Raw genomic sequence first — 18410 nt, forward strand, 5'->3', positions numbered from 1 at the left:
TTATTTAGTTGAATACCTATAAATCTTTCGTGTTCCGCCTCAGTTTTCTGCTGTTTTTAAGCCCGTTCTCAGCCGAAATCGCAAGAACAGCTGAAATGACCAGAATGGCACCGGCCAGCTGCACTGCTGTGAGGCTGTCACCGAAAAGGAAAAACCCTGCCGTAACGGCGGTGACCGGCTCGATTGAAGCAAGCATTGATGCCTTGCTGCCCTCAAGTCCCTTTAGGCCGGCGGTGTACAGCAAATAGGCCAGCACGGTTGATAAAAGACCCAGGCCTGCTGCACTTCCCCAAAAACCTCCGTTTGAGATCGGCGGCAGTTTTCCCCAGAAATGAGTCATAGGGGCAAGCGGGATAATAGCAAAAATAAAAGTGTACAGGCTGATTGTATAAGAACTATATTTCCTTAAGGCTGCCTTCGCAAAAATAGTGTAGAGTGCATACCCGGCCCCTGCCCCAACCCCAATCAGGGATCCTGCCCATTCAAATGAATCTGACCGTAAGTCAGTACCTGCAGCGAAGGTACAGCCCGCAAGTGTCACAAGTACCAGAACAGCCTTGAGCTTAGTCAGCCGCTCTTTAAAAATCAAAGCTGAAAGCATCAATACAAAGGCTGGTGCGGTATAAAGAAGTATGGCAGAAAGGGATATACCCAGTTTATCGATTGCCGTAAAATAGCACCAATTAAAAAAAACCATGCTGCAGATTCCTGTTCCCGCAAAGAGATAAGAATCAGCCAGTTTTATTTTCATTTCTTTTCTCTTGAACAGAATCCCGCCAAGTAACAATATAGCCGCAGCCAAAGCTGCCCTGACTGCTACAATATCCATGGCACTCAAGCCCCACTCCCGTAGTTCCCTGACAAACACCCCGATGATGCCCCATAAAATCCCTGCTGCCAGGATCAAAATACTTGCTGCCAATGCCGGTACCGCCCTTCTTGATTTATGTATAGGTAATCATAGCATGCCGAATGAACTTTCGGATGGTTTGATTACCTGACCGCCCAACCAGCAGCTAACTGTTTTATTTTGATGAAAAATAGTATCATTATTATTTTAGCAATATCCTGCCGTACCTCACTAAAGCTGCAGCCCACAGCTGGACCTTTATGCAGATGATCGGCTGGAATACACAGGTTGATTGAAAAAAAGGGCAGGTTCTGCCTGATATCATCACAGACTGACAGAATGAGCAAAAAAAGATGTCCCAATCATTGTTGCGGCCCCAAAAGTTAGATTTCACTCTAACTTTTGGGGTGCAGTACACTTTTGGGACATCCTCTTTTTTTATGGTTATTTAAGACAGCTGATAAACGCGGCCATATTTTTCTGAAAGATAATCAATTAAATACTGGGCATTTAAACCTTCACCCGTTGTATCTTCAAGAATTTCAAGCGGCTTTTTCATCTTCCCGTGCCGATGGATATTTTCTGACAGCCAGTTTTTGATCGGTTCTATATCCCCTGCTTCCAGGAGTGCATCGAAATTGGGAAGTTCCTTAAGCATGGCATGCTTAATTTGCGCAGCATACATATAGCCAAGTGCATAAGATGGGAAATAGCCGAAGCTTCCGCCTGACCAGTGAACATCCTGGAGCACACCTTCTCCGTCCTGTTCAGGGTGGACGCCGAGGTATTCCTCGTACTTTTGATTCCATACACGTGGAAGGTCGGCAACCTCCAATTCATTATTGAATAATGCCTTTTCAATTTCATATCGGATCATGATATGAAGCGGATAGGTCAGTTCATCTGCTTCTATCCTGATCAAAGACGGTTTGGACTCATTGATGGCCCGGTAAAAGTCATCCAATGTGACGTTCTTAAACTGGGTTTCCGCATATTCCTGAAGAAGCGGATATTGCTTTTTCCAGAATGAAAAGTTCCGTCCCACAAAGCTTTCGAAAAACAGGGACTGTGATTCATGGATTCCCATGGAAGTACCGGTCGCAAGCGGCGTACCAATCAGATCCCTTGAAATGTTCTGTTCATATATGGCATGGCCGCACTCATGTATGGTGCCGAAGATGGCCGTCCTGAAGTCGTTCTCATCATATTTGGTTGTGACCCTGACATCTCCCGGGTTCAGACCGATAGCAAACGGGTGTACCGTCTCATCAAGCCGGCCGGCCTCGAAATCATAGCCCAGCTCCTTTAGGATATCCTGGCTGAATGCTTTTTGATCTTCCTTAGAAAAGAAATTATAGAGGAATTCGGTGGCAGGCTTATTTTCCGACTCGGAAATCTGCTTAACCAATGGGACAATCTTTTCCCTCAGCTGCCTAAACACTTCATCCAGGACCTGGACCGTCACTCCCGGCTCATACATATCCAGAAGCGTGTTGTACGGATTCGATTCGTAACCCCAATATGTAATGAAACGGCGGTTGTACTCCACAATTTTTTCAAGATAAGGCTTAAACAGTTCCCAGTCAGAGCTGCGCTTTGCCTCTTCCCATACTGACTCAGCCTTGGATTGGAGAACCACATATTCCCTATATTCCTCTGCAGGAATCTTTTTGTTTTTTTCATAATCCTTTTTGCATTCCAAAAGGGTCTTCATCGTTTTTTCATTCAGTCCGGAGAAGATTTCTTTATCTGTCAGCTTGGCCAGAAAGGCTGCCATCTGTTCACTTGTTGACATTGAAAAAACTTCGGACGACAAAATGCCGATCACCTGTGATCTCTGTTCAACAGCCTTTTTTGGCGCACCTGTACGCAAATCCCAAAAAATGAGACCCAGTGCTTCGTTATAAGCTGCTATCTTTTTTACATATTCTAAAAAATCTTGTTCTATCTGCTGTAGTGTTTCAGTCATTCTTCATACCCCCTCCTAAAATGCAAAACTGCCGCTTTTTTATATAAGTGAGCAGTCCTCTTCCATTTTACCATATATCCAATTTATACTAAAACCGGAAGTAAGAATAAAGAATATCTTTTATATATTCAAATATTTCTAAAAAGGAGGAAAATGCATGGAAATGGCGGGCAATTGCAGGATATGCGGCAAGGAAATCTTTTGCCGGGACGGTTTCCTGGATGGAGCAGTCTTGAAGCATCAGCTATACTGCCAGTTATGTGCAGAGATTGAGGATAAAAAAACTCTTCCAATAAAAGGTGAGTAACCTTTTTGGAAGAGTTTAATAATCAGCTGTGGACAGCTGCCTTTGGCAGTGCCTTGTAAATGGCATCAGCTGCAGCCTTGTCCAAATTCTTCGGAAGCAGGATGGAAACAGAACCTCGATCCCCGCTTGTGCGTATAAGCCTGCCTATACCCTGGCGCAGGCGGAGAATCATATAAGGCAGATCCACCATGTTATATGGGTCATCATAACCTGCCCTTCTTGATTCAAAAACAGGGTCCTTTGGAGGGAAAGGCAGTGAGAATAGTATGACATTGGTCAGCGACTCTCCCGGTATGTCCAATCCCTCCCATAAATGGTACGAACAAAGAACTGATTCCTTATCTTCCTGGAACATGCCCACTAGATCACTGATCTCAGCATCGCCCTCATAATAAACACGAAACGGAATCTTTGCGCCCGCATGTTCCTTGAACCACTGCAGCTCTTCTTTGGAATTAAATAAAATGAGAGCCGACCCATTTGATTCCTGCAGGGATTTCAAAGTGTACTCAAGCTTATCCTCGAGCGAAGACAGAACAGGGGCAGCAATATGCATCGCTTCTTCGTAATCGAATGGTGACTCAACTGAGAAACTTGTATATTCACGAATTCCGAGACTCGAAGCAATAAAATCGAAGTCCTTTTCATTTGACATCGTTGCCGAAGAAAAAATATATGGGATTTTTTGTGAAAAGACCCGTTCACTCAGGATATCATTTACAAGCCGCGGCATGATGACAAGTGTACCTGAAGTCCCGGTTTCCTCAAGCCAGACTACACCCCTATGCTCCTTAAGCAATAATGACAGGGAGTAAGACAGATTTTCAAGATATTCTTCTGCGACCTTCAATCCATAATCATTAATGGTATACATTTCGGCTTCAAAAACAAGATTTTCCTCCAGCTTTTCAATGGCTTGATGCAATGAGCGTGCTAGCGATTTGATTTTTTCACCCAGTGTCAGGTCCAATCGGTCAGAGCCTTCCACTTTCTTGGAATTTACCATAAGCTCCCTGAAAAAGGCAGTATTGATCTCGTTAATCTCATCAATGATATACAGTGTTTCATCCCTAACATCATTGGCTGAAAGCTGTTCCAAAACGGTGTAAAGTGTCTGTTCACCAATTTTATACGTGAGCGCCTTTTGTGCCGAGAACTCAAGCAAGTGGCCCTCATCAAAAACTACACAGCTGTATTCTGGAAGGAGCGGCAGCTGCCCCTCCCTTTTCCTGGATTCCTTCGTCCAGACATGTTCCATGAAAAAGTCATGTGAACAGATAATCAGATCAGCTGATTTACGGTAAAAATCCCTTGTCAGAGTCTGGCCACAGCGGTGCCTTTTTTCACAGGTAAAACAGCTTTGAAGAGAATCCCAGTTAATTTGGCTCCATTCTTCATCGCTCACATAAGGATACAGTTTACGGTCTCCATACGGGGAGTAAGCAGACATGGATTTTCCTCCATTCACGAATGGAGGCAGCTCATCAAATACCCTGTCTATGGCCTCAGAGTCCAGATGGTTGACTGCTGTGTCCAACTTATTCAAGCACAAGTATTGCTCATGGGATTTAGCGAGACGGACATCGACTTCCAGTCCCAATGCTTGTTCAATTTTAGAAATATCCCCTTGCTTTTTCACAAGCTGTTCAATCAGCGTTTCATCCGCACAGGAAATGATAGCTGGCTTATTATAATACCTTGCATAGCATATCGCATAAAGCAGGTAGCTTATGGTTTTTCCGGTACCAACCCCAGCCTCCGCAAACATTACCTTTTTCTCCTTGAATGCCTTTTCCAGCTGAAAAGCCATAAAGACCTGCTCGTCCCTTAATTCAAAACCCTGTTCTGGCAAAATATCATAAAAAACGTCACCGATCCATTCTGATAATTTATCGAAAAATGAATCCGTTTTGGACACTTCAAATGGCAATGATTTTCCCATTTCACTTCTCCCTTATATTCAATCAGACAGCAAAAAGAAAATGCGCTTTTAAAGCGCACCCTCTATAGCTTTTGATTATTTTGATAATGATAAGATAATGCCTGGCTTAAGTTTTTCTCAGCCTCTTCCAGGCAGTCTATGCACTGCCCGCTCACAAGCCCTTCTTCTTCCAGCCTGCCAAGCGTAGACTGAATTGCCTTTGAAATCAAAGCAAAATCAATCGGATGCTGCTGCATGAATTCCACTCCCCTGAGTTAAAATGAAAGATACTTCTTATTTTACTCAAGGGAGGCGTTCATTATTCCTGAATTTGTCTATTCCTTGGCGGCCTTGGACCGAAGTATTGATAATAATCCGTCCGAATAAAACCATTGAAGAGCTTTCTTTTCTTGGTAGCCTGTTTTCCGTAGAGTTTTTCAAAGTCAGGGTGGGATGTGATCATGTAGATGGACCAGGTTCCCAATTTACTAAAAGCCTGCCCCATGTCACGGTACATCTTTTCAACCTCCGGCTTATCCCCAAGCCTTTCTCCATATGGAGGGTTTCCTACTATCACACCATATTCTTTCGTGGTCGTAAAATCCCTTACCTGCATCTGTTTAAAGTGGAGAAGCTCTCCGAAGCCGGCCTCCATACTGTTTTTCTTCGCAATTTCTACCATGGCATGATCGATATCAAAGCCCGAAATATCCAGTTCCCTATCATATTTTGCTAAATCTTCGGCTTCAACCCTTGCCCTGTCCCAGATATCGCCGGAAATCAAGCCCCAGTCCTCTGAGGCGAATTCTCTATTGAATCCAGGTGCAATATTCTGGCCGATCATTGCCGCTTCAATCGGTATTGTACCGGATCCGCAGAAGGGGTCTACAAATGGGCGGCTTGGGTCCCAATTAGTAAGCTTCACGAGGGAGGCTGCCAGCGTTTCTTTCATTGGCGCTTCTCCCTGTCCTGTCCGGTAACCCCGCCGATGGAGTCCTGCGCCGCTTGTATCGATTGTCAAGGTCGCTTTATCCTTCAGGAGTGAAACTTCTATTTTGTAAAGCGGGCCGTTTTCCTCAAACCAGGTGACCCTCTTATACCGGCTTTTGAGTCTTTCTACTATAGCTTTTTTAACGATAGCCTGGCAGTCGGGAACACTGAATAGTTCAGATTTCACAGACTTGCCGGACACAGGGAATTCCGCATCTTCCGGAAGATAATCCTCCCAGTTCAGGTTCTTCGTGTTTTCAAATAACTCTTCAAAGCTTTTTGCCTCGAATTCTCCAACAATTATTTTTACCCGGTCAGCAGTGCGCAGCCAAAGATTTGCCCTGGCAATTGCAGACGCATCCCCCTTGAATAGGACTCTGCTGTTCTCAACGGTACACTCATATCCCAGGTCCCTGATTTCATTGGCGGCAATCGCCTCAAGGCCCATTGCAGTAGTTGCAGCTAACGTATATTGCTTCATTCGGTCACCCATGTCAAGCCCCGCCGGTATTGCAGGGGCCCCCTTTCATTTGTTTTGCAGCTGGCTGTTTCACTTTACCATTTTAACCAATTTCGCTTCCTATGTATCATAAAAAAACTCTCCTTTTAAGAGGAGAGCTTCTATGGAAAAAGTCGTTTTTTAAAAGTAAGCAGTTTGACAACGTTCTGTAAGCCATGTTTTGTACTCAGGTACTATAGCGACCAGAGTCTCGTACCAGAGTGGTAATCATCTATCTACGGACAAAAAGCCCGTCCTTCTCTATGTTCATTTCCATGTGAGAAGGTGCCCCTACCTAAATTTGGGTTTCTCGCTCGTGGGGTTTACCATCGTTCCACCCTTTCCATTTCTAGAAAGGCTACGTCACTGTGGCACTTTTATAGGTAATAGCGCCATATCCTAAGACTTAGGCGCGTTCCCGGCCGTCAGCCGGATCAGACCGGCTGCCCTAGCTTATGACTTCGCTAGGCACGAACACTACAGGCATCTCAGCCTGTGCGAGCATGGACTTTCCTCTACAGCATACATTAAAAATGCGCTGCAGCGATTACCCGAACGTTATCGAACATGACACTGATTATTATATACAACTTTGTGCCAATTCGCAATGGTAAATCCTGATAAAGGCGTTAATCAAACAGTTTATTGCCAAAAACATGCTTTTCCAAATTTGACAGCCTCTTCAGAATATCAAAATTTGTAGTGCCGGGACCTGGTGTCTGCACTTGTGCCGCTGCCGGCCTTCTGGCTGTATCCTCAGACTGTTTTCTGAGCCTCAGGTTTTCCTGCCTCAATTCTTCAATTTCCTGATGGAACGTTTCGTAATCCTTTATGATAAGATCCAGGAAAGAATCTACATCTTCCGGTTTATAACCGCGCATGGCTGTTTTAAAATCTTTTTCAAGAATATCTTTTGCCGTTAATTTGATCTTATCAGATAGCATAAGACTTCACCTCAACACTTTCACGAAGCATTTAATTTTCTTCTTATTTTTTCAAAAATAAAACCTTTTGTCAATTCATATCATGTCCATGCCTATTGCCAGTTTTCTTCCTCCACCAGCTGCTGCAGATCATCAAACGTAATCTGGATCACCGGGTAATTGGCTTTCTCAGCATAGTTTTTGGCTTCCCTGAAGATAAACTTCGGTGAGCCATCCCGTTCTTCATCGTAGAAAACGACCAGCGCATCGCTTTTCTGGATGAGGAATTGATTCTTGGTGCGGAGCTGCTGAGGGCTTTCATACTTCTTTTTTGAGATCGAGTCTACAAAATCAGCGCCTGCAAGTATCTCCTCATAGTATTCCTTATTTGAATCATTCCAGTTTTCTTCCTGCTGGAGGTATGGAGTCAGCACCGCAAGCTTAAGTTGAGGATACTCCTGCTGCAAGGCAAAGACGGTCTCGGCTGCCCATAATTCAGTTCCGAGCTGACCAGATATAAGCACCCATTCAAGCCCGTCCTCAATAAGGGGGATAAGCCTTGAAGCAATAGCCTTTTTTATGTACGGGACACCTTGGTGGTCTTTTTTAAATATCCCCAATTCAAATCCTTTATAGCCGGTAATATAGACAATATTTATCATGGATGACCTCCTGACAATTAAAAAAATAAGGGCGTTAGCCCTTATTTTTCTAGAACCAGCATCCTGGCCTCGGCGGACATGGCGGCGGACATGGCGGCGGACCGCTGCAGATGAACTCCTGGTTCACACACTGATTCACTACGTTTGCTGTCTGCGGGAAGTAATGCTGATGCTTGAATACATGGGTATTCACAAAAGTTGTATTAGTAGGATGGATGTGCGGCACAATGTGATTAATTACATTTTCCTGTACATTCTGCACTGTAGGGCTGACTTGCGCAGGAGCAACAGTAGTAGGCCCCATTGCTGCTGGTGCTGTTTGAACGGGTCCTGGAGGTCCCATCGGTCCTGCCGGTCCCATCGGCCCCATTTGTCCTGCAGGCCCCATCGGTCCCATTTGTCCTGGTGTTCCCGCCGGACCCATCGGTCCCATCGGCCCCATCTGTCCTGCCGGTCCCATCGGTCCCATTTGTCCTGGTGTTCCCGCCGGTCCCATAGGCCCCATCGGCCCCATCTGTCCTGCCGGTCCCATCGGCCCCATTGGTCCAGGCTGTGACTGGGTCATATATTTCTTTTCCATAAAGCTTCCCCTTTCATCATAAGTTAATCTACATTAACAGGTTATGATGACTGGGACTTACTTGCGCTGGTCAAATGCCCTTATTTATAACAAAATCGAGTAGAAGCTGTCCTTCAATGTCGAGAATACAATGGCAGTCAGGCAGACGATAACAAAAAACAAAAATAAAATGGCTTTATACATTATAAACCCCGCTTAATGTGAATAGTTTAACATATCCATTTTACACGGAAAAAAATACTCCTACAATACATATTTGGGGTTATTTGTTAACAATAGGTGAAGAAGCTTACTCTCCAATGCCAGCCTTCTTTTTTAAGCGTCCCAGCCTTTTCTGAAGGTCCTGCCAGCCCTTTGACTGATTATTGGTTTCAATGGCCTGGGCTTTTTCTGTCATTATTAGTGCTTCATGGTATTCTTTTTTGCTGTGTTCGTATATCTTGGCGAGCTCTATATATGCTTCCCGTCTTTCTTTTGGAGTCCCTTGTTCACAAACTGTCTTCCAGGCATCGGAGGCCTCCCTCTCTTTTCCCTCCCGCTTCCATTGGAAAGCCAGTGCGTGCAGGGCTGCTGCCCGCTCGCCTTCATCTTCCCCCTCGAGCACTCTGGTGTACGCATTCTTTGCCGTCTCTTTTTCCCCAAGCCCCATATACCATCTCGCAATCTCAAGCGATGGCCTTTCACCCCCATATTTTTGGAGGAGTAGCATAGATAGATGGGTATACAGCGTGATCAGGGTAAGGACATCCCATTCGTTATGGCGGATGATACCGAATAGACCATCCGGATCTTTTCTTTCAATGAAATCGAAATAAATAATGGGGGCAAGATAGCCAGGCACATCATCTTCCCGTTCAATCCCAAGGATTTCTTTTTCCACATTTGAAAGCTTTACTCTGTCCAGCTCATTTTTCCAAAGTCTCCTTGAACCGTGATATAAATCGAAATGTCCATATTCGGGAAGTTTTGGCACATGATCTCTAATAAGGGTGTGCCTGGTTTTTAACTGAGGCCAGTCAAAAGCCTTCCCGTTATAGGTGACAAGCGTGTTATAATCCACCTTTTCCAGGAAGCTGTGATAAAGCGGAATTTCTGCACCTGGATGTGGAAGTATATGCTGCCGGACTGTCACTCCGTTTTCATGGAAAAAAGCATATCCAAGCATAAAGATTGTATTTCCAGCTCCGCCGCCAAGACCGGTAGTTTCTGTATCAAAGAAAAACATATCCGTGATATCCATACCTTTGGCTGACAGCGGGTGGGAATGGGAAGCTTGATTCCATGCGCGGACAGCCTCTGCTGCATCTCCGAGCTTATATATCCCGTGCTTGTAATCCAGGGGGTAATTCACTTCCCTGATAAAACAAAATTCACGGTCCTTTTCATATATGGCAGTGTGGTTGCCCGACCACTTTTCGAAGAAGGGGATGTGTCTTGCATTCACTTCCTCCTCCACTTCATTCCGGAGGACAGTGTCTTCGGGGACATTTGGAAGGGACGGCTCTTTCGGGTCCAATCCCATATGGCTTTTTAATCGATTCAACTTATTCTTTAAAGACATACAAGTCCCCTTCCTTTTTTCCCATTAAGTCTATTTAAAATTGATCAAGGAGCCGGACGCTTTCATGCTTGGCATAGATCCCTTCAATCTCCATACCCAGGCACCCCGGGCATCCGTCCTCACAAGGACATTTTAATATTAATCGTTTGGCTGCTTCTTTTACTTCATCGAATCTTTTGTAAACATCTTCTGCAAGGCCGATTCCTCCAGGGTAATGATCGTACAAAAAGATGGTCGGCTTACCGGTATGTGACGCCCTTATTTGGGATACCACGTGTATGTCGCTGCGATCACACATTACATGAACAGGTACCACATGCTGCAGAACATTGGCAATTCCAAGCAGTAATTGTTCCATGCTTTTCTCTTCCAAGGCCGGGTCGCATTCATTTAACTCCAGCCAGGCAGCACTGGTATGCAATTCTTCTTCTGGTAAGTATATGGGTCCTGAGCCAATATTTTCGAATGTAGTCAGCTTGATTTTCTTGAAAATTGTTGGAAGTATATTTATGGATACATCCCCGTAGTTTATAGCCGTTTCCCCTTTTGCCTGGGTCCGGTCTATTTCCAGCACTTTTAGATCTACAGCCAGGTTAGCGTCCGTGTAGTACTCCACGTCAACTTCCCTTACATAAGCTTTTTTATGGTCCCAGTCTAACTTCTCTACTTGATATTGAACACCCTCATGTAAGTAAATGGCTTCATCATGCAGAAGGGTCATTGCACTCAAACGGTCCATTTCACCAATAATCATATGATTAGCTGTGTCAGATTGGTCAATAATGACAACATTCTCCTGGGATGCAGACCTTAAGCTGATATTTCCAGCCGGGAAGGATTGGTTAGCCCAATAATATTTTTCTCCATTTTGATGGACAACCTTTTCCTCGACTAAAAACTCTAAAATATCTTTAACATCCATAGGTCCAAATTCTTCATCATTTCTAAAAGGCAATTCATAAGCCGCGCATTTTAAATGATCTACCAGGATAATAAGATTTTCCGGGTTAATCCTCGCTGACTCTGGAGTACGATCAAAGAAGTATTCCGGGTTTTGGACTATATACTGGTCAATAGGTGTAGAACTGGCAACCATTAAGATAAGGGCTTCGCCATGCCTTCTGCCAGCTCGTCCAGCCTGCTGCCAGGTACTGGCGACACTGCCCGGATACCCAGTCATCACACAAACCTGAAGCTGGCCGATGTCTACGCCAAGCTCCAGGGCATTTGTACTGACTACTCCCAGGATTTCGCCTTCCCTTAACCCGCGCTCAATTTCTCTTCGCTGCTTAGGGAGATACCCGCCCCGATATCCTCTAATGGACTTAGGCCCGATCTTATCTTTTATTAATTCCTGGATATGGCTTAGGATGATTTCCACTCTTACTTTCGTCCGTGCAAAAATGATTGTTTGAATCTTATTTTTCAGGAAGTCCTTAGCTAAATGGTTTACTTCAACGGTAGCACTCCGTCTTATATTTAATTGCTTGTTCACTATCGGAGGATTATAGAATACGAAGTGCTTTCTTCCTCTCGGGGCTCCGTTATCATCAATCAGCCGCATGGGGTTCCCTGTGAGCTGCTCCGCTAATTCTTTAGGGTTCGCAATCGTGGCAGAGGTGCATATAAAAATAGGGCTGCTTCCATAGAATTCACAAATTCTCTTCAGCCTTCTAATTACATTTGCTACATGACTGCCAAAGACACCCCGGTATGTATGCAATTCGTCTATGACTACATACTTGAGATTTTCAAAAAGACTTACCCATTTTGTATGGTGCGGAAGAATAGCCGAATGCAGCATATCAGGATTGGTAATGACAATATGCCCGGCTTTCCTGACTGCCTGGCGGATCGTCGGGGAAGTATCCCCGTCGTATGTGTAGCTTTTTATATCTATACCCATTTCATTAATGATCTCGTTTAATTCGCTTTTCTGATCCTGTGCCAGTGCTTTTGTAGGGAAAATATATAGAGCTCGGTTTGTGTCATTTTCTGCTATTGATTGAAGGACCGGAAGATTATAGCAAAGCGTCTTTCCGGAAGCTGTTGGAGTGACAGCAACAATATTTTCGCCTTTTCTAAGTGTTTCAAAGGCTGTATATTGGTGGCTGTATAGTTCATTTATTCCTCTTTTCTGCAGTGCTTCTTTAATCCTCACATCTACACCTGCAGGCATGGGTCTTGTTTTTGCTTCCTCAGGCTCAATTTCGTGCCAGTTAATGATGTTTTCATTTTTTCTAAGTTCTTCTATTATTTCAGACAGCGATTTCTTTTTAAACATACGTCGGCTTCACCTCTTTATAAGAAACAGTTTATCGAATATTTGTTTGGTTGACTAGACGTACGGATTAACAAAAAGTGGGAATTTTTTGCGCACATATAATTTTTGCTGCTGTTTCCCTCCTTTTTAAGTGTTTCCCTTAGTCCGCTGTTAAGGAAGCGGCTTCCTGCATTCGTCATGTTTCCCGGGAAAGGCAGAGAGCTGCAGAGTGTACTTGATGGTTCAAGGCAGGCTGCAGCCATAGACGTTATTTTTTATAAACAGAATGTGGATTTCCGCTGCAGGCACTCGCTTTCCTCTGAGTCTCACCTGTCCGGCTGCCCCCGCATTGAAAAGCGGAAAGCGTTGCCTGCCAAATAAAAACTTATTTAGATTTATAGTTCAATGTTTTTCTTGGTTTAAAACTGGCCCTAATTTGGCAGGCAGAGACCCAGCAAACATAAGAAGAGCCGGCAATGGGAAGCGCTCTTTCTTCCCATTGCCGGCTTGGATTATGACTCGGGGGTCGAAAACCTTGGAGCTGGATCAGGAGTCTCGCAGCTGAAGCGAAAGTCCATTTCTAAATAATTTGGATTCCTTACAAAAGTTTCCCAAAACAACAACTTTTCAGAGATACCCTACTTTAAAGATGAAATTTTGATCCATTCTTTTATGTTTTGGGCCAGCTCTTCCGGCGCTTCGATCATTCCCATATGTCCTGCCCCGGGAAGTACCGCTGTTTTAATATGCCGGCCTTCTGCTGAGAAAACCTTTTCCTGTGGAATCACTTTGTCTCTTTCCCCTGCCACGAGCAGCACAGGCTTCTGTGTCTCACGGAGGACCCTGTTCCTGTCCGGACGGCCATACATGGCCCTGAGCGCTCCTTTAGCTCCTTCTGGACTGGTCTTATAACCTATTTCTTTTACATCTTCAACTTTTTCTTTCAGCTTCGTGAGCGAATCCCTGGAAAACAGATTTGGCACGAGGCGGTCAATAAACGGCTCAATACCCTTTTCTTCAATGATATTTATACCTTCGAGACGTACCTCCTTCGCTTCTTCCGAATCTGGGAATGCAGTCGAATGAATCAGGCTGAAACCCTTCAGCCGGGATGGGAAAAGTTCTGCAAACGCCAATGTTACATACCCTCCGAGGGAATGCCCCAGCATATACACTGATTCGAGTCCCTGTTCAGAAATGAAATTAAACAAATCCCTAGCCATATCATCTATCTCGAAGGCTTCTTTTGCAGACGGACTGCCGCCATGTCCGCGCAGGTTGACAGTAATGACCGAATATTCTTCATTTAAATACGGAATCAATTCCTTAAAATATTCAGCACTTCCGCAAAATCCGTGCAAAAACAGGAGAACCTCCCCACCCTCTTTTCCTTCCCTTTTATATGAAAGGCTGCCTAATTCTTTTTTATCATTCATTTCCCAGCACCTCTGCTTCTTGTTTTGGAAGTACTTTTCCCTGCTTCATCAATTATAAACTGCTTGGCAGCCGAACATATTTTATTCACGACCTGCCCCATTCCTTCATAGGCTGTTATCAAAAACATGTTTCAAGCCTTAGGCCGAAGCAGCAGTTTTGTAAAGAGGAAAGGAGAATTCCTATGAAACAGCCTGATTCTTCATCAAAGGAACCCAGAAAAGAGCCATTTTCTGAAATCAGGAGTGCTTTTGATTCATTTTTTCAAGAGAAACCCGTAAAAGGCTTTCTGCAGTCCCTTGATGAGCTGTTCAGTCATTCATTATTCACCGAGCGGTCTTTCCCAGTTGAAATTAATGAGGACAGCCATGAATATACAGTCTCTGCCAAGCTGCCTGGCATCCCCCGCCAGCAGATTCATATTGAGATGATTAAGCAATCCCTGATGATAACTGTCGTTGACACTGTGGAAACCGAAAGCAGAAATGATACAAAGGCCTTTGTCCATAGGGAAAAAACGTCCAAGGCAATGAGCCGTACCATTGCGTTCACAAAACCTGTGAATGAAAAGCTGATCACGGCCAGTCATAAGGATGGTGTCCTTATCATTACCGTACCCAAGATAAGAGGGAAAAAGATTTCGATAAGTGAATGAAATGGAACCCCATTAAGGGGTTCTTTTCATAATTCTGAGGAGAACAAAATATTTAGCATATAGACTTCCGGCGCGAAGCTTTCGGCCTGCAAGTCTAAAAGGCCGCTTCCTCCGGCCTGTCCCCTCGAATGCCCGCTGCGGAAATCCACTGTCTTGTCCAGCAGCCAACTATTCGAAAACAGCCCCATCCCATCGGCGAATCACCCGATTGGCGCACGATAAAAAGGAATCCCCTGGCGGATTCCTTTGAGCTCTCATGTAGTAACTTTGAATAGGCCGCCAAATCCTTTTACAATGGAAGAAACCTGATTCATGGTGTTCATCATCTGCCCGGCAGTAGACATCATTTTATTAATATCGAAAGAGCCATCCTGGGTTTTAAACTGATTCATAATCGAAGAAAATCCGGAAGATTGCTGCTTCTGCATAAAGTTTTGTGAGGGATATGGGTTAGCACCCGGATGCATTTGTTTATTGGGCCCATAAGAATTTCCCTGCTGCGGTTTCAGAGGGTTTTCAAAGGGATTTGACTGAGGATACTGTCCATAAGGCATTTGCTGAGGCACATATCCCTGATATTGTGACTGGTAGGGGTTTGTCTGCATATGGGCACCCTGATGGTACGAAAAGCCCTGGTACGGATTTACCGGATAATAACCAGCAGTGCCCTGGGGCAGACCGGCGGCTTCATGCTGCCCGTAATAATCAGGGCTCATTCCCTCGTACCCCGCGGCCTGCCCGTATTGAGGCACCTGATTCAGGTAGGGCCGGCCTGGAGCAGTATAAGGGACAATGCCCGCCTGATTATTTATATATCTTGGATCATGACTGAATTGGTTTGAAAAATATCCTGGCATCATCAGAACTCCATCCTCCTTCTCGGAACTAGGTGTTAACATCCTATGCAGTCCCTTCCTGCCAGGTGCCTGCCCGGGACGTCTTCATATGGTCTGTCTCAGATGTGCCAATAATACTTCAAGGGTATAGCGGATGGATTGAAGCTGGTTTTTAAACCTCTTCAAACTGGTGGAAGGAAAAAATGCCTGAACGGAGCATAGATTAATGAGCTCCCGGACCTGTTCAATCTGCTGGTTGTGCAGATAACGCGGTTTGTTCACGCGGATGCTGTCCAGCGCCTGTATTTCCCATTTCTCTGCGAGTGTGCCAGCATGTTCAGCAAAAGGCTTCACCTCACCGAAAAAGTCCCGTTCCTTTTTATCCAGTTTTACCTCATCAAATATCGTTTCTATTTTATCTGCCAGCTGAAGCAGTTCTCCTGTAGAGGCAATCAGCATATCTTCATTTTTGTTCATAGTATGTCCCCCCTTTAGCCTGCTGTCTTTATAGTATAAGAACCGGGGAATAAAAGGCAAAAAAGAAATCCGGCCTTAAATTAAGGTGGGAGTCAGCTTCCCCTGGCGGATGCTCCCTTCATGCACCGGTTTTGCAGCCGCCCTTTCCATCAGCTTACCCGCCTCATCATATACAGCCTGGGATTTATGAAGCAGTTCTGTCCCTCTTTTCAATTGTTCATCTGCCTTTTGACTGGCGCTTGTCCCCAGGGTCACTTCCAGAGCTTCGAGCTGGGTATTGATATCAAGCAGCATTTTAAGTATTTCATCCTTTGAAATTATTTTTTCTGGCATACATGCTTTCCTCCCGTGGTTCGTTTTTCCTAATATTCTTGATGAAGCTGCAGACTTCCTTCACAGCTGACAAAAGTAGAAGCCATTCGGCAAAGAAAGTGCATGGTCTCCAGGAAAAACTGATTTTCGACATGTGAGCGTAAGCCCCAGTTTGAAGGAATGAAATAATCTGGCTTGCTAATCCTATAAACAGGAGGTGTGATATATGAAAAAACAAGAAAGCAGTAAAAAGTCAGGAAATCAGACAAAGCAGAATGCGCCTGGATATGGCGATAAGAAATTGGTCGGTTCAAACCGCCCTTCTGAATAATAGGAGCGCACATATTTCCCGCTTCCCCCGGCATACTTCTCGTTCTGGCACGGGGGGAGCCAACTTCTTTCATCCATAATGGTTTCCCTCTAGGATGCCTTATTTTAAAAAAAGGTTAAATAATACCGCGGCAGCTTCCAGCTGCTTTTGTTTCTTCTTGTACCAGCCTGTCAGCTCTTTAATTTCCGGGTTCCCCGCTTCCTCAAACCAAGATTGTTTTACACCCCTTTTTTGATCCCAATTTTCCGATTCACGCCGATGATGACTTATGACTGGATAAACCTTTCTCAGAAAGGGTGTCTCCCGCCGCTTTTCATAAGGGAAAAATCGTTCATAATCATGCCGCGAACCAGTATGTTCCGTAGTGATGCTAAACTTTAGGAATTTGTTAAAAAGACCCGAATCAAACAGGATCGCTGCTAGATTTTTACCAAGATCAATTCTGGCATCCAGATTCTTGAAATGATTCACGCTTAAGCCATATAATTTTCCACTTCTTGTAGGAAAGAGCACCGTACTGAAGTGCATCCTGTCCTGCAGCAGGAAACCGCCACTGCTGAACACCCAGTTTCTATAAAACTTCTGTTTCATTACTGGTGTATGTATCAAATTCTGTTCATTTATAATCAAGCTATACAAAAGTCTTTGCTCGTCCCCCTTCTCCCAGAAACATTCCCATTCATTTTTCATGAAGTCAGAAATATTAAAAAACGGGCATAAGTGAAACATTGGCCTCTTATTAATCGTCGAATAATGATAAAGGAGCAATCCCGGAAAGGCATCATCAAAGATCAGCCAATTCGCTCTCTCATAAGTCAGGAACAAACGGCACCGGTACTCCACCGGCAATGCCCTTGGAAGCCATATGCCCTCCAGATCGCACATATTCCACCCGGCATTCCTTGACACCATGCTGGCCAAAAAGGCCCATTTGATTTCTGGATGCATATAAAAAAAGCGTGCGTACGCTTTAGTCCTGGATATATTATCCGTGTTTTTCATTACGGTCAAATGCCTTATTAGTGCTATAATAGAATCTTCATCCTGATTAGGCTTAAAGCCAGGTGTAAATGCCACAAAAAAGCCTCCTTTGCCCGGGATAATGTCATCATGCTGATGATCACCTGTTAGGTTTTGCTGAAAAACAGTTTTAATTCCCCCCTTTCATATATTTTTTGCTATTATATTATGAGAGTTAAGGAGGGGATGAATTGTCATTCAATTATCCTAATGGCCGTAAATACACGGCTCCGGCGGCAGGCGCGGCCGCTGCGCCTGTGAAGAAGATGAATTACAGCAACAGGGGTATGACTCTGGAGGAGGACATCAATGCCTCAAATGAATATTATCTGGCCAGGGATATTGCGGTCGTACATAAAAAGCCGACACCTGTACAGATTGTGGATGTTCATTACCCAAAACGAAGCGCGGCTGTCATAAAGGAAGCTTATTTTAAACAAGCCTCCACAACTGATTTCAATGGTGTTTATAGGGGCAGGTATATTGACTTTGAAGCAAAGGAAACACAAAATGCCTCTTCCTTTCCTTTAAAGAACTTTCACCAGCACCAAATTGATCATATGAAATCAGTATTGCAGCAGGGTGCACTCGCCTTTATCATTCTCCGTTTCTCAGGAACAGATGAGATTTTTTTAATGAAGGCAGAAGATCTCCTGTCGTTTTGGGACAGAATGGCTGATGGAGGCAGAAAATCTATTGCAAAGCATGAAGTGGAAGCATGTTCCTCCAGGATACCGCTTGGTTTTCAGCCGCGGATTGACTATATTAAAATAATAGACCAGCTATATGCACCATACTTTTAGTTTTTATGGGTTATTAC

Annotated in this window: 18 protein-coding genes and 1 other RNA gene; 3 read left to right on the forward strand and 16 right to left on the reverse strand. The window is 44.4% G+C overall.

Going from position 1 to position 18410, the window contains the following annotated elements; genetic code table 11:
- Positions 1-16 precede the first annotated feature (16 nt).
- Together V1501_RS13470 and V1501_RS13475 are read right to left on the reverse strand one after the other, a co-directional pair.
- Positions 17-922 (reverse strand): DMT family transporter, encoded by a 906-nt coding sequence (locus V1501_RS13470; RefSeq protein ID WP_409288871.1) that lies wholly within the window; start codon positions 920-922, stop codon positions 17-19.
- Between the two features lie 376 nt (positions 923-1298).
- Complete coding sequence (locus V1501_RS13475; RefSeq protein WP_409288873.1) at positions 1299-2819, reverse strand: carboxypeptidase M32; 1521 nt, start codon at positions 2817-2819, stop codon at positions 1299-1301.
- Between the two features lie 157 nt (positions 2820-2976).
- Here V1501_RS13475 and V1501_RS13480 point away from each other — a divergent pair, with 157 nt between their 5' ends.
- The gene (locus tag V1501_RS13480; RefSeq protein WP_409288875.1) at positions 2977-3126 is read left to right on the forward strand and encodes a hypothetical protein; all 150 of its coding nucleotides are present in this window, start codon (positions 2977-2979) and stop codon (positions 3124-3126) included.
- 22 nt (positions 3127-3148) lie between these two features.
- On the opposite strand, the gene V1501_RS13485 is transcribed toward V1501_RS13480, so the two are convergent.
- From V1501_RS13485 to V1501_RS13530, 10 genes are all read right to left on the reverse strand, one after another.
- Positions 3149-5068 (reverse strand): ATP-dependent DNA helicase, encoded by a 1920-nt coding sequence (locus V1501_RS13485; protein ID WP_409288877.1) that lies wholly within the window; start codon positions 5066-5068, stop codon positions 3149-3151.
- Between the two features lie 62 nt (positions 5069-5130).
- Positions 5131-5304: a hypothetical protein gene (locus V1501_RS13490; protein ID WP_409288879.1), complete on the reverse strand. Its 174-nt coding sequence runs from the start codon at positions 5302-5304 to the stop codon at positions 5131-5133.
- Positions 5305-5366: 62 nt separating this feature from the next.
- Complete coding sequence (locus tag V1501_RS13495; protein ID WP_409293356.1) at positions 5367-6518, reverse strand: class I SAM-dependent RNA methyltransferase; 1152 nt, start codon at positions 6516-6518, stop codon at positions 5367-5369.
- A 183-nt stretch (positions 6519-6701) separates the two neighbouring features.
- Positions 6702-7095, reverse strand: an RNA gene (gene rnpB / locus V1501_RS13500) — RNase P RNA component class B.
- Positions 7096-7165: 70 nt separating this feature from the next.
- Positions 7166-7480, reverse strand: a complete 315-nt coding sequence (gene gpsB, locus V1501_RS13505) for a cell division regulator GpsB (RefSeq protein WP_409288881.1) — start codon at positions 7478-7480, stop codon at positions 7166-7168.
- 92 nt (positions 7481-7572) lie between these two features.
- Complete coding sequence (locus tag V1501_RS13510; protein ID WP_409293358.1) at positions 7573-8118, reverse strand: DUF1273 domain-containing protein; 546 nt, start codon at positions 8116-8118, stop codon at positions 7573-7575.
- 52 nt (positions 8119-8170) lie between these two features.
- On the reverse strand, positions 8171-8701 hold the full coding sequence (locus V1501_RS13515; RefSeq protein WP_409288883.1) for a CotD family spore coat protein: 531 nt from the start codon (positions 8699-8701) through the stop codon (positions 8171-8173).
- Between the two features lie 289 nt (positions 8702-8990).
- Positions 8991-10262, reverse strand: a complete 1272-nt coding sequence (locus tag V1501_RS13520; RefSeq protein WP_409288885.1) for a ribonuclease H-like domain-containing protein — start codon at positions 10260-10262, stop codon at positions 8991-8993.
- A gap of 34 nt (positions 10263-10296) precedes the next feature.
- The gene (locus tag V1501_RS13525; RefSeq protein WP_409288887.1) at positions 10297-12546 is read right to left on the reverse strand and encodes a DEAD/DEAH box helicase; all 2250 of its coding nucleotides are present in this window, start codon (positions 12544-12546) and stop codon (positions 10297-10299) included.
- A 617-nt stretch (positions 12547-13163) separates the two neighbouring features.
- A complete protein-coding gene (locus V1501_RS13530; RefSeq protein WP_409288889.1) occupies positions 13164-13961 on the reverse strand; it encodes an alpha/beta fold hydrolase in 798 nt (265 codons plus the stop codon).
- A 182-nt stretch (positions 13962-14143) separates the two neighbouring features.
- On the opposite strand from V1501_RS13530, the gene V1501_RS13535 reads away from it, so the two are divergent.
- Positions 14144-14614: an Hsp20/alpha crystallin family protein gene (locus V1501_RS13535; RefSeq protein ID WP_409288892.1), complete on the forward strand. Its 471-nt coding sequence runs from the start codon at positions 14144-14146 to the stop codon at positions 14612-14614.
- Between the two features lie 254 nt (positions 14615-14868).
- Here the strand turns inward: V1501_RS13535 and V1501_RS13540 are convergent, their stop codons facing one another.
- The 4 genes from V1501_RS13540 to V1501_RS13555 form a co-directional block, all read right to left on the reverse strand.
- The gene (locus V1501_RS13540) at positions 14869-15474 is read right to left on the reverse strand and encodes a YppG family protein (RefSeq protein WP_409288894.1); all 606 of its coding nucleotides are present in this window, start codon (positions 15472-15474) and stop codon (positions 14869-14871) included.
- An 81-nt stretch (positions 15475-15555) separates the two neighbouring features.
- Positions 15556-15927 (reverse strand): YppE family protein, encoded by a 372-nt coding sequence (locus V1501_RS13545; protein ID WP_409288896.1) that lies wholly within the window; start codon positions 15925-15927, stop codon positions 15556-15558.
- 75 nt (positions 15928-16002) lie between these two features.
- On the reverse strand, positions 16003-16260 hold the full coding sequence (locus V1501_RS13550; protein ID WP_409288898.1) for a hypothetical protein: 258 nt from the start codon (positions 16258-16260) through the stop codon (positions 16003-16005).
- Positions 16261-16669: 409 nt separating this feature from the next.
- Positions 16670-17647, reverse strand: a complete 978-nt coding sequence (locus V1501_RS13555; protein ID WP_409288900.1) for a DUF2515 family protein — start codon at positions 17645-17647, stop codon at positions 16670-16672.
- A gap of 134 nt (positions 17648-17781) precedes the next feature.
- Between V1501_RS13555 and recU the strand changes: the two genes are divergently transcribed.
- Positions 17782-18393 carry a Holliday junction resolvase RecU gene (gene recU, locus V1501_RS13560; RefSeq protein ID WP_409288902.1) on the forward strand — a complete coding sequence of 204 codons (612 nt, stop codon included), beginning with the start codon at positions 17782-17784 and terminating at the stop codon, positions 18391-18393.
- Positions 18394-18410: the final 17 nt, after the last annotated feature.

Origin of the sequence: Paraperibacillus esterisolvens (assembly GCF_046237625.1) — a bacterium.
In the GTDB taxonomy this organism is placed as follows: domain Bacteria; phylum Bacillota; class Bacilli; order Bacillales; family DSM-1321; genus Paraperibacillus; species Paraperibacillus esterisolvens.